This window comes from Psychroserpens damuponensis (assembly GCF_000826655.1).
GTDB lineage: Bacteria > Bacteroidota > Bacteroidia > Flavobacteriales > Flavobacteriaceae > Psychroserpens > Psychroserpens damuponensis.
Map to the genome: position 1 here is coordinate 1 of NZ_JXJO01000011.1, position 14,835 is coordinate 14,835.

A 14,835-nucleotide genomic window follows, 5' to 3' on the forward strand; every position below is an offset into this window, starting at 1 on the left:
AAAAGAATGATAATTCAGCTCCATCTAATGCTGCTGTTAAATCTATAGCAGGACTAATTGCAGATGCGATATCTGTTGCATCTCCTGTTGCCTCATATTCTAAATGTGTTCCTGAACCGCCATCATAAGCGTTTGCTGGACCTGTTCCAAATGAGTTGGCACCTGCAGCTGCAATATCCCAATTCCCATTAGAACCATCAAATCCAGTTCCTGTCCAACCAGATGGTGGGTTATCATCAAAATTTTCAGTAAAAATAAATGATGAAGCTCCTGAAGCACAAGTAACTCCTAATGGTGCAGGAGGCGGCTCATTTAGTGTTGTAAAATTAATTGGACCAACCCAATTACTAAATCCATCTGTATCACAATTACTTCTTACATATACTTCATAAGCTGTACTAGGTGTTAATGATGACGCATCATAAGCTATATTATCCATAGTTGACACACCTGAACCTGTTGGTAGACCTGTACCTGCTGTTTGAATTACAATATCCCATAGAGATTCTGCTCCTCCAGCATCCCAAGTAATATCTGCAGAGTTTTCTGTTACAGCAGCAACTGTAATACCTGAAGGCTCTGGACAACTTACTTCAAAAATTGTTACGGTATCAAAAGCAGTACCTTCGTCTTGAACAGATCCATCAGATCCAAATGCAATTCTTAAAATCACACTAGACTCTCCTCCTAAGCCATTTAAAGCATGTCTTGCAATTACCCAACCAGCAGATCCATTATTAGTTGAGACTCTTCCTGTCCAACCATCTTGTTGTCCTCCTGGATTACCACCTATTGAATTGTCATTATACCAATTGTTTGCATCTCCACTTGCACCAACAGTTTGCCATGTTGCTCCTCCATCAATTGAGGATTGCAACGCCATACCATCCCAACTAAATTCTGAATTCCACCAAACACTCATTTCTATTGAAGGCGCATTTAATGTAGAAAAATCAAAAATTGGACTAGTCACAAATGAATCTTCATCTGCATTATATAATCCTGTAAGGTTAGTGACCCATGCATTTGATCCAGAGTCAGCACTGTTAATAACAGTAGCGGCTGGAGTTCCAAGAGCCCATGTTCCTGCAGTTGTATTGTCTGCAATCCATCCTCCATCTCCAGATTCAAAATCTTCTAGATAAGGATACGTTGTTACTTGTGCCTCGGCACACCAAATTGAAAAAATAAACAGAAGTGGTAACGTGAGTAATAATCTTTTCATATCAATGAATGCTATTAAATTAAATTAATCATTTGATAATTAATATCTTAAATTTAGTCCTTCGGGTAGAACTATTAAAACTTTACAAATACGTCTAGTAGGAAAGACGTATATAAGATACCGAAGATAAAAAAAATGACAGTTAACAGACTGTTAACATTGTTATAATAGATAAAAGGTAATTATCATCGATAAAAAGAAAATTACTTTGCGATCTTGGCTATTGAGGAATATTTATTTGTACATAAACAGGAAAATGATCACTATAACCGCCTTTATATTTTTTTCCAACATACGTTCGAAAAGGTTGTCCTTTATATTTACCTTTATGTTGAGTTAAAAATTTTGCGTCGAAGATGTTTGCTTCATCAAATTTAAGTTTGTTCGATTTTGTTTCAAAAAAGTTAGTAGAACATAAAATTTGATCAAACAAGTTCCATCTAAAATTATGACTTACACTACCTCTACTATAGGAGAGTAAAGTTTCCATAGGATTATATAGTTCTCCTTGGTTAGACAAAAGCTTTATACTATCATTACTTGGGTTATCATTAAAATCACCCATCACCAATATTTTAGGCTCTAAATAGGTGTTGTTTATATCTTTTATAATGTCAACCACTTTCTCAGCAGCTTTTATTCGTTTAGAATTAGAAACTAATTCTCCTTCTCTCCTTGAAGGCCAATGATTAATAATAAGATGCAATCTTTCAGTAATGAATATTCCAGAAACCACCAATATATCTCTGGTATAATCTTGCTCACCTATTTCATCTTCTAAATACACAGAAAATGTTTTAGACGTTTCTAAAGTAAAAACTGTTTTATCATAGATCATAGCCACATCAATACCTCTTTCGTCATTTGAATCAAAGTGAACTATACCATAATCATACGCATCAAGATCTGAACTTGTAATTAAGTCATTAATCACCTTTTTATTCTCTATTTCTGCTAACCCCAAAATTGCGGGTGGTTTTTGAGTGTTTTTAAAACCAATTTTAGAAATCACTTGTCCCAATTTATGTATTTTTCTATCGTATCTTTTTTTGGTCCATCGTTTTTCTGATCCTGGGAGAAAATCATTATCATGTATGGTAACATCATTTTGAATGTCGAATAGATTTTCGAGATTATAAAATGCAATGGTATGTTCTGAAGTTTTTATTTCTTGGGAATTCACAACACAAATTTAGGTTTTAAAATGAAATACACGTACATTCAATTATGTAACTTTGGTTTTTATTAAAAATTATGATTGAAAAAAAAGATATAGCACTTGAAAAAGCAGTTCTCATTGGTGTGGTCACTAGAGAACAAAACGAAGATCAAGCAAATGAGTACTTAGATGAATTAGAATTTTTGACATACACAGCAGGAGGAGACGTTTTAAAGCGATTTACTCAAAAAATGGAAATGCCAAATCCTAAAACATTTATAGGGTCTGGTAAAATGAAAGATGTACAACAGTTTATTGAAGACCACAATGTAGGTACTGCCATTTTTGATGACGAGTTATCTGCCGCTCAAGAACGCAACATTAGCAAAATACTAGGCTGTAAAGTTCTAGACAGAACCAACTTAATATTAGATATTTTTGCACAACGCGCAACCACTAGTTACGCACGTACTCAAGTAGAGTTAGCGCAGTGTGAATATTTGTTACCTAGATTAAAAGGAATGTGGACACACCTTGAACGACAAAAAGGTGGTATTGGAATGCGTGGACCAGGTGAGACAGAAATTGAAACCGATAGACGAATTGTACGCGATAAAATAGCGTTATTAAAAAAGAAGATTAAAACTATTGACAAGCAAATGGCTGTACAACGTGGCAATCGCGGTAAAATGGTACGTGTAGCTTTAGTTGGATATACTAATGTTGGTAAGTCTACCTTAATGAATGTGATTAGCAAAAGTGATGTATTTGCCGAAAATAAATTATTCGCAACCTTAGATACAACAGTTAGAAAGGTGGTGATTCAAAATCTTCCTTTTTTATTAACAGATACCGTTGGTTTTATAAGAAAATTGCCAACTCAACTCGTTGAGAGTTTTAAAAGTACGTTAGACGAAGTGAGAGAAGCAGATTTATTATTACATGTTGTAGATATTTCTCATCCAAATTTTGAAGAACATATTGAATCTGTCAATAAAATTTTAGGTGAAATCGATAGTGCGAACAAACCTACAATTATGGTGTTTAATAAAATCGATGCTTATGAAGCTGAACCTTTTGATGCTGATGATTTAGTGACCGAAAGAACATCAATGCATTATTCTCTTGAGGAATGGAAAAAGACATGGATGAATCGTGTTGGTAAAAATGCCCTATTTATTTCGGCAATCGACAAAAAGAATATTGATGACTTCAAAAAACGTGTATATGATGAAGTGAGAGAGATTCATGTTACTAGGTTTCCTTATAACAGTTTCTTATATCCTGATTATTCTGAAGAAGAATAAATCCCACACCTACCAGTGAAAAAACAGTGAAATAATTTTAAAACAAAAAAAGCATCTCGTTAATTCGAGATGCTTTTTTGTTTTTGTACAATATCTATTTAGAATTTGTACGTTAATCCTAATGTATAATATGATTGTAATTCGTTATCGACATTATCAAAAGTAGGAGCAGCACCAGTTCCTGTTGGATCAAATTGACCTAGAGCATAGTTCAAAGCTTCTTGTTTGTTGCTTCTTAAACCAAAATCAAAACCAACACCAATCATTTTCCAAAGTGTATAGCTAAAAGAATTTGTCCAAGTTACGTTAGATAGATCTCCGCTTTTGTAGCTTTGAAACATAGATAAGTTAGATTTAAATCCAATAGCACCAATTTGACGTGTATAATCTGCTACAATCTTAGCTCCTAATGAGGATTCAAAAATATTATCATTATCTGCAAATACAAAGTTATAGTTTAATGGATGAACTACTACAATTAAGTTTTCAATTGGAGTCCATGTGGCACCAATACCTATATCTAAATATCCTGGATCATTAAAGTTATCTAAAACAGTTGTTCTATATTCCATTAATGCAGACGCTGCTAATTTTTCACTAAACTTTCTTCCGTATAAAGACGAAATATTAAATACATCTGTTGTTGGTTCAAATTTATCAGAATCTAAATCTGTATCCTTATCATCTAATTTTACCCAACTAAAGTTAGTTGCTAATGAATTTCTCCAAAAGTATTTGTCTTCAATTTTATTTGCAAATGCATTAAATGAGATTCCGATATTTCCTGAAGAATTATTTACTGCCGCTTGAGAATACCAGTTATTAAAGTTAGACAAGCTACCACCTATAACTCCAAATCCACCTATTCTCCATCCTGGAAGCGCATCTATTTGAGCTTGTAATGCATCTGCCTCAGCTTGTGCAGCATCTGCAACACTTTGTTTTTCTGCTTTTTGAGTTTCTAGTTCTTCTTTAGTTTGAGCAAAACTAAACGCTACTGATAACATCAATAAAGCTGTTAGAAATACTTTTTTAGTCATAATTTTAATTTTAATAGTTTTCAATTTATAATTAAAGGTGCAAATATAATTCATTCTCATTTTTAACTACCAATAATTGAGTTAAATACGCATGTAATAGCATTGCACTGTGTAGAGTTAGACTCTAATAATTTCTTAAAGTCACAATTTTAATAAATTTATTTTCTTTTGAATAAAGGAACCGAAGAACAAGCCTCACCATACATAATAGATTTGGCTATTGGTTTTAATTTACTAGACAGTAAAATATAAGCATTTGCAGGTACTGGCTTGTGCGCGCAACCTTTTATAATTAGAGGCTTATCGGCATAAGGCTCTAGATTTAAGTTGTTTATAATGTCTTGATAAATTGAAGTCTCAAGAGTTTCTAAATCTCCAACTATAATTTTTTTAGCATAAGGCTGTAACTCTATAGTTAGCAACATATAAGCCCAGGCTGGAATAATAGCATCTGTAGAACAAGTTAAACCAATAAATTGATTTTGATGTTTTGACCAATCATAAGCTTTAACCATCTGCCTAAATTCCTTTTCTCTTAAAACAAAGCCTTCATACAACCAATCTTTAATATCAAAAATGATACGCTCACCCTCTGGATAATAATCCTCTAGATCAACTACCATAAGTTTACTTAATGCAACTCTATTTACAATCTCTTCCTGCATACTACAAATTTAAGTTATTTTCTATTGATAGCCTTCTGCTTGAAGGGTGAATAATTCGGCATACAAAGAATCATTAATCATAAGTTCTTGATGTGTTCCAATTTCTAAGACTTTGCCTTCTTCTAAAACGAGGATTCGGTCTGCTTGCCTAACGGTAGAGAATCTATGAGAGATAATGATACTTGTTTTATTTTCGGTTAATGCAATAAAACGCTGAAAGACTTCACTTTCTGCTTTTGCATCTAATGCAGATGTTGGTTCGTCGAGCACCATAACTTCGGCATCTTTCATATATGATCTTGCTAATGCCACTTTTTGCCATTGACCTCCAGATAGGTCTTGCCCTTTTGCAAAACGCTTACCGAGTTGTTGGTTGTATCCTTTTTTCAATTCAGAGATGACTTCGCTTGCCAGGCTCATTTCCGCAGCATTTTCAATTTTTTTCAAATTGTTTATCTCATCAATATCACCAATGGCAATATTTTCTTTAGCGGTAAATTCATATTTAAAGAAATCTTGAAAAATAACACCGAAAAACTCTTGATATGTTGCTTTATTAAAACGGTTAATATTGATTCCGTCTAATAAAATCTCACCAGAAGTAGGTTCATAAAAACGTAAGAGCAATTTTGTAAGCGTTGTTTTACCTGCACCATTTTGCCCAACAAAAGCCAATTTTTCACCGGCTTTTAAATTAAAAGATATGCCTTTTAAAATTTGGACCTCAGATCCTGGATAGGAGAATGTGACGTTTTTGAATTCAAATCCCGACATAATTTTACTTGGCACTGGTTGATCTTCAATATGATTAGGTTCTATCGAGATATCAATAAATTCAAAATAATCTTTTAGATACAAAGCACTTTCGGTTATTCGTGTAAACTTTGAGAAGAAATCTTGTAAATTTTTAGTCAATCTATTAAATGAACCTGATAGAAATGTGAGTTCACCTAATGTTATCATACCAGTTACCACTCGATAAATTATAAAAACATAGGCGCCATAATAGCTTAACGTTCCCAATACATTAAATAAAAACCCTAGTGCTGATCTTTTAATTGCTAAATTTTTATTGAGATCATAATATTCTTGAGAGAGATTTTTAAAACGATCAACTATAAAATCTGTAAGACCAAAAAGCTTAATCTCTTTAGCTGTTTCATTATTAGCACCAATATATCTTAAATAATCGAGTTCACGTCGCTCGGCTGTCCAGCCTCTAGCTAATGAATATTGTCGTTGACTAAACCATATTTCATTTATAAACGATGGTACAATACTAAAAATGAGGAGTATAATTAAATAGGGTTCAAAATAAATAAGACCTGCAACTAAAGTAGCAATAGAAATAAGGCTTTGAACCTCACCAAGTGCATTTGACATTAATGCTACGCGTCCTGTGGTTTGAGTTCTAGCGCGTTCTAGTTTGTCATAAAATTCGGAATCTTCTAAAAGACTAATATTAATTTTATTGGTCTTTTTAATAATATTTACCGATGAAGCAATAGAGTAGGCATCTCCTAAAAGCCCATCGGTTAGAGAAATGGCTCTACTTATTAAATCTGATAGAATGATGAGACCAAACTCTACACCAACATACATCCAAAGTGTAGATAAATCTGTGACTTCGGTTTTTGTTTGTATTATAATTTCGTCGATAATGAGCTTCCCAACCCATAGAATCACTACTGGCAATACAGCTGCAATGAGACGACAAAAAGCAGAACCTAAAAAAAGTGATTTATTAGTATTCCAGATTTCTTTAAAAAATCTAGGAATATAGACTAAAGCTCTAAAGGACCCTTTTAGGTTAACTTTATTACCTTCTGCTATAGATTTAGGTTTCTGTCTAGGCATTTATATATACAATCTCAAAAATCATCAAAGCATTCCTAGTTCTAGTTTAGCTTCTTCACTCATTAGATCTTGTGTCCATGGTGGATCAAAAGTGATTTCAACTTCGGCTGTTTTAACATCATTTAATGATTTTACTTTTTCTTCTACTTCTAATGGCAATGTTTCTGCCACTGGACAATTTGGTGTTGTTAAGGTCATTAAAATTTTGACATCAAAATCTTCATTAACAAATACATCATATATAAGTCCTAATTCGTAAATATCTACAGGAATTTCTGGATCGAATATTGTTTTTAAAACTCTTACTATTTTTTCACCTAAAAGGTTGGTGTCTATTGCTGTATCACTCATGTGGTATCGTGTTAAAATTTCTAAGACTGTTTATTAGCAGATTTAGAAAAAATTAATTTAACTGTGTTTGATATGCTAAAGCATACATTTTTATTTTTTTAATCATACTTACCAACCCATTAGCTCGCGTTGGAGACAAGTGTTCTTTTAATCCAATGGCATCTATAAACTCTGTATTACCTTCTATAATATCTTTTGGATGTTGATTAGAAAATACTCTAATCAAAATTGCAATTATGCCTTTAGTTATAATGGCATCACTATCTGCAGTGAATTCAATTTTATCTGCTTTCATCTCTGCATGTACCCAAACTTTACTTTGACAACCTGTAATAATATTGTCTTCAGTTTTATATTTTGAATCTATTAAAGGTAATGATTTGCCTAAATCTATCATATATTGATAGCGTTCTTGCCAATCATCAAACATTGAAAATTCGTCTATTATTTCTTCTTGTATTTCTGAAATTGTCATTCTTCTATTTTTGTCTGTTTGACCGTTTTCTTCCGAAGTTACAAAGATACGACATCTCTATTGCTTCTCGATCATTGTTTTAATCGATAACATCTTTTCAACGATAGCTTTTATCGATTTTGGCGGATTTCCATGATCAAAAGACACTGTTTTATATGAATTTTCATCTTTAGAGATTTCTAAAGTTGCAATAGCAGCAGCATCAAATCTAAAATTAGTGGAAGGAGCCTCCAATTTTGGAAGCATCTTTTCGTCTATATCGCTTAGCAGTTTCATAAGGTCTACCTGTTCTTTGGCAGGAATTATAGTTGAGGTAATGAACTTTAAAGTATTATCTGAAGTATATTTTATAGAATCACCTTCAATCCAAATTTCTAAATAAAAACCTCGGGTAATAGCGCGATAATTAAATTTGACATCATTTTGAATTGCTCTTTCAGTCATTTCTACTGTTGTCGTTTCTGCAGTATTTTGATTCGCTAATTGTGCTTTATTTTTATCGCATTCTTTTGCTGAAATAAGCACAATAAACATACATATAATTAGTTTCATACTATTCTTTTTTTAATGGTTACACGAGTAATATTACAAAAAAGAAGCCAAACTTTACGAGAGCATCATTTTTGCAGTCTCTACACCTTTAACTAAAGCATCGATTTCTTCTTTTGTATTATAAAACGCAAATGAAGCTCTAACCGTTCCTGGAATTTTAAAGAAATCCATAATAGGTTGTGCGCAATGATGACCTGTTCTTACTGCGATACCCATTTTATCTAAAATAGTACCTATATCGTAAGGATGAATACCTTCTATATTAAAAGAAATTACTGAGGTTTTTTCTTTTGCTGTACCATAAATTTTTAGTCCGTCGATTTTTAATAATTGCTTCGTGGCATAATTTAAAAGTTTATGCTCGTAGCTGGCAATAGCATCAAAACCAATCGCATTCATATAATCTACTGCTGCTCCAAAAGCAATACCACCACAAATATTTGGAGTACCAGCTTCAAATTTGTGAGGTAAGCCAGCATAAGTTGTTTTCGCAAAAGTCACTTGATCAATCATTTCTCCTCCTCCTTGATAAGGTGGTAGTTTATTAAGCCATTCTTCTTTACCATAGAGCATACCAACTCCTGTTGGCCCACACATTTTATGTGCAGAAGTGACATAAAAATCAACGTCTAATTCTTGAACGTCTGGTTTTATATGCGGACAAGATTGCGCACCATCAATAAGAATAGCCGCTCCAACCTTGTGAGCCATATCAATCATTTGTTTTATAGGATTGATCGTTCCTAATGCATTAGAAATATGGTTAACAAATACCAATTTTGTTTGTTCTGAAAGTAGCTCCTCATACGTACTCATAATTAATTCGCCATGTTCATTCATAGGAATCACTTTGAGCGTTGCTCCTGTACGCTCGCATAACATTTGCCAAGGTACAATATTACTATGATGCTCTAACGCAGATACGAGTACCTCATCTCCTTTATGTAGCAAAGTAGAAAAACCATTGGCTACTAAGTTAATACCGTGAGTAGTACCAGACGTTAATATAACCTCATAACTATGCTTTGCGTTGAAATGTTTCTGGATTTTTAATCGTGCCGCTTCATATAAGTCTGTAGCTTCTTGACTTAGCGTGTGCACACCTCTATGAATATTAGCATTATAATTAGAATAATAATTTACAATCTCATCAATAACTCGTTGTGGAGTTTGCGACGTTGCTGCATTATCAAAATATATTAAGGGTTTCCCATTAACCTTACGGTTTAAGATTGGAAAGTCTTCTCTTATTTTAGCGATGTTTATCATATGTACAAAGTTACGAGATGTTTACTTAAAATAATATGCCAAAAACGAAACTTATGTCTTTTTTAATATTTTATTACAATACATTTAAATAAAATGTATATTTGTAAAATGTATAGCAAAGAACTCACAAAAGGAACATTACAACCCATCATTTTAAAACTAATAGATAGTAGAGACAAAATGTATGGTTACGAAATAACTCAAGAAGTAAAAAAATTGACTTCAGGCAAAATAGATATTTCTGAAGGTGCTTTATACCCTATTCTTCATAAACTAGAAGCTAAAGGTATATTAGAAACCGAAAAAGTATATATAGGTAAACGTGTAAGAAAGTATTACAAAGTCACGAGTAATGGCAAAATAATGGTGACTGAGGTTACTAAAGAAATTAATGACTTCATGGATACGCTACATCTTATTTTTAATTCTGAAACTTTAAAAGCATGATACTTACAGAGCAACACATTGAATTTATTGATAACAACTTAAAATTTTACGGAGTCAACTCTAAAGATTTAAGAGAAGACTTGTTAGATCATATTTGTACGTATATAGAAACTAATGAATCTCAAGATTTTGATGTATTATATCAAAAAGCACTTCAAAAATTTGGTGGTTATGCTAGTTTTCAAAATCTACAACTAGAAACCAATTATCAAAAATTTGCAAAACAAATTATAACGATTAACAAAGTAAAATTTACGAGTGGTTTTATAGTCATAGTATTGTTGATTATGAGTTTAGTATTTCAAATGATGCAATGGCCATATGCAAATGCCTGGCTGCTTAGTGCCATAATAATTTCGGTATTAGTAATCTTACCTATGCACTTTTATGCACGTTACAAAACCTCCATTCATACTTTGTCCTAACTATCATTTCATATCAAACGAGGCTGTTCTACATATGCTTATCAAAATGAAAGGTTAATAACGAACAGTATGTGACCATTAAAAAACAATACCTAATTACACATGAAAAAATCATTTTACATCCTTGGCTTTATAACATTTTTTATTCTTGGCATTGGCGCTATGTTTGAATTTCTAACATGGCCTTATCGAGGGATTATCGTATTTGTAGGATTCCTATTTTTAAATTTTGGACTCATACCAACATATTTCTACCAAAAATACAAGCAATGTCAATCATAAAATATTTTAGCACTTTAGTTTGCGTATTGGCTTTAAGCCCACTTAACGCACAAACAGATCTAACACAACAAATTGATATATTGTTTGATAGTTACAAATCTGATGAGCAACCAGGTTTAAGTGTGAAAGTTTTAAAACATGGCAAGACCATCTATTCTAAAGGGTTTGGGCTTTCTAATTTGGATTATAATATCAAAAACTCAGATTCTACTGTTTTTAGTTTAGCATCCATTGCAAAACAATTTACTGCAGCTGCCATATGGTCTTTGATTGAAGAGGAAAAACTGAATCTAGAGGATAACTTACATCAATTTTTTCCAAATTTTCCAGATTATGGCAAAACCATTCAAATCAAACATTTGCTAAATCATTCAAGTGGAATTAGAAATTATCATACCACCATGTTTTTGTCTGGTTTTGACCCTAACAGAGATTATTATGATAACGCTTTTGTTCTAAATCTAGCTAAAAGACAAAAACACCTTGACTTTGCTCCTGGCGAAAAAATCATATATTCTAACACAAATTACAACCTACTAGCTTTAATTATAGAACAAATTTCGGGGCAAAATTTAGATGAATACCTTAAAACTAACATTCTTATACCCTTAGGAATGACCCATACTTTTGTTAGAGTTTCTCATGGCACAGTCATAAAAAATAAAGCGATTGGATATCAAAAACACAACGATAATTTTGTATACAATACATCAACGCAATTAAGTTATGGTGCAGGAAGCATGGGAAGTAATCTTAAAGATTTAGCGATTTGGGCCACAATGCTCAATGGTAACCATGATCAATTTAAAGAACTGGCAACGTTTCTTATAACTTCGGAAATTCTAACAACCGGAAAAAAAGCAAATTATGCAAGAGGTGTAATGATTGACGAATATAAAGGGCTTAAAACTGTGAGCCATAGCGGTTATGGTTTTGGAGGACAAACTCAGCTCTTAACACTACCTGAAGCACAAATTAGTATAATTATATTAACCAATTTGCAATCTATAAACCCAAGGCCTATATCATATCAAATTTTGGATCTATTATTACCTTCAAAACAAACTGAAGTTGTATCTACTGATAAATTAACACGTTTTAAACCACAACAACTAAATGTATTTACAGGAGATTATAAAGAAGTTAATAGTGATATGATCATGCAAATTTCCGAAGAAAATGACACCTTAAAAGCTATAGGTTCTATGGGAAAACAGCACATTCCTTTATTGCAAGTTGACACAAATAAGTTTGTAAGACGTCACGCACAGCATGTCACCTACGATTTTACCAAAACACCTAATTATGATTTGATAATCTCATTTTCAGGTACACCTTTTTATTTTAAACGCGCTACACTAATCACCGAAAATCCTTCTAATTTAAACGATTTTGTAGGTGATTATTTTTCCGAAGAACTACAAACAAATTATACGTTTTTTATAGATGATAATACACTCAAACTAAGCTATAAAAATCATGATAACATCACGTTATATCCAATTCAACATTATAGTTTTGGCAATCATGACAGGACTTTATATGAGTTTACAACAAATACAAAGGGTAAAATAATTGGAATGTTATTGTCCTGTGACGGACAAGTAAGTCACATTGAATTTGTTAGAGATCAAACCCAATATTAACTCCCAATTTATTAGCTATAATTTTAGTGATGCGTTGTTTAATTTCAGGAATTTTCACCGAGTCTAATACGTTATTACTAAATGCAAACATTAATAATGCTTTAGCTTCTTTTTCTGGAATACCACGAGAACGCATATAAAACATAGCACTTTCATCAAGTTGTCCAATTGTACAACCGTGAGAACATTTCACATCATCTGCAAAAATCTCTAACTGAGGCTTGCTGTTAATTGATGCTTTGTCACTCAACAAAATATTGTTGTTAGATTGAAATGCATTTGTTTTTTGAGCTTCTTTATTTACTAGTACTTTTCCATTAAAAACACCTGTAGCATTATCTGCAAAAATACCTTTGTAATCTTGATGACTTTCACAATTTGGTTCTATGTGATGTACCAATGTGTTGTGATCTACATGTTGTTTATTTCCAATGATGGTTACGCCATTTAAAGTAGAGTCCATACGCTCTCCATTTTGGTAAAAATTAAGATTGTTACGGGTTAATTTTCCTCCAAATGTAAAGGTGTGCATTGAGACGTGGCTCTCTCGTTTTTGATTTACAGATGTGCTATCAATTAGTGACGCACTTTCTTTATCATTTTGAATTTTATAATAATCTACAATAGCTCTTTTAGCTGCAAATATTTCGGTAACGCTATTGGTGAGAACAGGGTTTTCTGTTAAACTTTGATGACGTTCGATAATTTGAACATGAGAATTTTCATCTACAACAATTAAATTACGTGGTTGTAAAAGTAAAGCCGATTCATTTCCTGTAGAAAAATGAATAATTTGAATTGGTTTGGCGACTAATTTGTTCTTCGGAATATGAATATAAGCACCTTCTTTAGAAAACGCAGTATTTAATGATGAAATCCCATCTTTTGAAGCTACTTTATTAAAATAGTTTTCAATAATAAGCTGATACTTAGGCTTTGTTAATGCAGATGACATTAAACATACATCTATACCATCATGTGTGGTTTGTGATAAGTGAGAAGAGTATTTACCGTCAATGAAAATAATTTTATAGCTATCAATATCATGAATAAAGTATTTTTTTATATCACTAAATTCGATGGCATTTTCTTGCTTAGGAAACACACTGTAATCATGTTTTAAAACACTATTTAACGATGTGTACTTCCATGCTTCATCACGCTTAGAAGGAAATCCTTTGTCTTCAAAAATTTTAATCGCTTCATTTCGAACATCATGTACAGGAGCATCTACATCTACTGTGTCTTCAAATGCCATAAATGACGATACTAACTTATCTTTTAATTCCATTTCTTTTAATCTTCAGTTCTTAGTCTTCAGCATTCAAAGTAAGCTCGTTAAAAAAAACGACCTACCGTATACTGTTTACTGCTCACTTATTTAAGCTCCTACTTCTTCTTTAATCCAATCGTAACCTTTTTCTTCCAACTCGTGAGCTAACTCTTTAGTACCAGATTTCACAATACGTCCATTGTATAGCACGTGCACAAAATCAGGAACAATATGATCTAATAAACGTTGGTAATGTGTAATTACTATTACAGCATTATCTTTACTCTTTAATTTATTAACACCATTAGCAACAATACGCAAAGCATCAATATCTAAACCAGAATCTGTTTCATCAAGAATTGCTAATTTAGGCTCTAACATTGCCATTTGAAAAATCTCATTACGCTTTTTCTCGCCACCTGAAAATCCTTCATTTAAAGAACGTGATAAAAATTTTCTATCAATTTCTAAAAGCTCAGCTTTTTCACGAATCATTTTCAACATATCCTTTGCAGGCATATCATCTAAACCTTTAGATTTTCTAGTTTCGTTAATTGCTGTTTTTATGAAGTTAGTCACGCTAACTCCAGGAATCTCGACTGGATATTGAAATGACAAAAACACGCCTTTGTGTGCACGTTCTTCGGCAGCCAATTCTTCAATATCTTCATCATTTAAGAGAATTTGACCTTTTTCAACTTCGTATTCCTCTTTACCAGCAATTACAGAAGCTAAAGTACTTTTACCTGAACCATTTGGTCCCATGATAGCATGAACTTCTCCAGCTTTAACTTCTAAATTTATTCCTCTTAAAATGCCTTTACCTTCTACACTTGCGTGTAAATCTTTTATTTCTAACATA

The 14,835-nt window shown here is 32.5% G+C and carries 14 protein-coding genes and 1 pseudogene; 4 read left to right on the forward strand and 11 right to left on the reverse strand.

The window, feature by feature from the left end:
• Window positions 1–1,225, reverse strand: a pseudogene (locus tag TD29_RS05275) (hypothetical protein); the annotation flags it as partial.
• 220 nt (window positions 1,226–1,445) lie between these two features.
• On the reverse strand, window positions 1,446–2,408 hold the full coding sequence (locus TD29_RS05280) for an endonuclease/exonuclease/phosphatase family protein (protein WP_040279425.1): 963 nt from the start codon (window positions 2,406–2,408) through the stop codon (window positions 1,446–1,448).
• A 71-nt stretch (window positions 2,409–2,479) separates the two neighbouring features.
• Between TD29_RS05280 and hflX the strand changes: the two genes are divergently transcribed.
• Window positions 2,480–3,691, forward strand: coding sequence for a GTPase HflX (gene hflX / locus TD29_RS05285; protein WP_040279426.1), 1,212 nt, complete (start codon window positions 2,480–2,482; stop codon window positions 3,689–3,691).
• Window positions 3,692–3,789: 98 nt separating this feature from the next.
• Here hflX and TD29_RS05290 read toward each other — a convergent pair whose 3' ends face one another.
• The 7 genes from TD29_RS05290 to TD29_RS05320 all read right to left on the reverse strand — a co-directional run bounded on the left by TD29_RS05290 (window position 3,790) and on the right by TD29_RS05320 (window position 9,900).
• Window positions 3,790–4,731, reverse strand: a complete 942-nt coding sequence (locus tag TD29_RS05290; protein WP_040279676.1) for a DUF3078 domain-containing protein — start codon at window positions 4,729–4,731, stop codon at window positions 3,790–3,792.
• A gap of 158 nt (window positions 4,732–4,889) precedes the next feature.
• Window positions 4,890–5,396: a DUF2480 family protein gene (locus tag TD29_RS05295; protein WP_040279428.1), complete on the reverse strand. Its 507-nt coding sequence runs from the start codon at window positions 5,394–5,396 to the stop codon at window positions 4,890–4,892.
• 21 nt (window positions 5,397–5,417) lie between these two features.
• Window positions 5,418–7,253 carry an ABC transporter ATP-binding protein gene (locus TD29_RS05300; RefSeq protein ID WP_040279429.1) on the reverse strand — a complete coding sequence of 612 codons (1,836 nt, stop codon included), beginning with the start codon at window positions 7,251–7,253 and terminating at the stop codon, window positions 5,418–5,420.
• A 24-nt stretch (window positions 7,254–7,277) separates the two neighbouring features.
• Complete coding sequence (locus TD29_RS05305; RefSeq protein WP_040279430.1) at window positions 7,278–7,604, reverse strand: DUF59 domain-containing protein; 327 nt, start codon at window positions 7,602–7,604, stop codon at window positions 7,278–7,280.
• 52 nt (window positions 7,605–7,656) lie between these two features.
• Window positions 7,657–8,079, reverse strand: a complete 423-nt coding sequence (locus TD29_RS05310) for a SufE family protein (RefSeq protein ID WP_040279431.1) — start codon at window positions 8,077–8,079, stop codon at window positions 7,657–7,659.
• Between the two features lie 57 nt (window positions 8,080–8,136).
• Complete coding sequence (locus tag TD29_RS05315) at window positions 8,137–8,631, reverse strand: hypothetical protein (RefSeq protein WP_040279433.1); 495 nt, start codon at window positions 8,629–8,631, stop codon at window positions 8,137–8,139.
• Between the two features lie 54 nt (window positions 8,632–8,685).
• Window positions 8,686–9,900: an aminotransferase class V-fold PLP-dependent enzyme gene (locus tag TD29_RS05320; protein ID WP_040279434.1), complete on the reverse strand. Its 1,215-nt coding sequence runs from the start codon at window positions 9,898–9,900 to the stop codon at window positions 8,686–8,688.
• A 108-nt stretch (window positions 9,901–10,008) separates the two neighbouring features.
• Between TD29_RS05320 and TD29_RS05325 the strand changes: the two genes are divergently transcribed.
• The 3 genes from TD29_RS05325 (at window position 10,009) to TD29_RS05335 (ending at window position 12,700) form a co-directional block, all read left to right on the forward strand.
• Window positions 10,009–10,347: a PadR family transcriptional regulator gene (locus tag TD29_RS05325; protein WP_040279435.1), complete on the forward strand. Its 339-nt coding sequence runs from the start codon at window positions 10,009–10,011 to the stop codon at window positions 10,345–10,347.
• Window positions 10,344–10,772 carry a hypothetical protein gene (locus TD29_RS05330; RefSeq protein ID WP_040279437.1) on the forward strand — a complete coding sequence of 143 codons (429 nt, stop codon included), beginning with the start codon at window positions 10,344–10,346 and terminating at the stop codon, window positions 10,770–10,772. Before TD29_RS05325 ends, TD29_RS05330 begins: the two co-directional genes overlap by 4 nt.
• Window positions 10,773–11,041: 269 nt before the next feature.
• Window positions 11,042–12,700: a serine hydrolase domain-containing protein gene (locus TD29_RS05335; protein WP_161792603.1), complete on the forward strand. Its 1,659-nt coding sequence runs from the start codon at window positions 11,042–11,044 to the stop codon at window positions 12,698–12,700.
• Here TD29_RS05335 and sufD read toward each other — a convergent pair.
• Together sufD and sufC are read right to left on the reverse strand one after the other, a co-directional pair.
• Window positions 12,678–13,991, reverse strand: a complete 1,314-nt coding sequence (gene sufD, locus TD29_RS05340; RefSeq protein ID WP_040279441.1) for a Fe-S cluster assembly protein SufD — start codon at window positions 13,989–13,991, stop codon at window positions 12,678–12,680. The two genes, TD29_RS05335 and sufD, sit on opposite strands and share 23 nt — an antisense overlap.
• Before the next feature lie 90 nt (window positions 13,992–14,081).
• Complete coding sequence (gene sufC / locus TD29_RS05345; protein WP_040279677.1) at window positions 14,082–14,834, reverse strand: Fe-S cluster assembly ATPase SufC; 753 nt, start codon at window positions 14,832–14,834, stop codon at window positions 14,082–14,084.
• Window position 14,835: the final 1 nt, after the last annotated feature.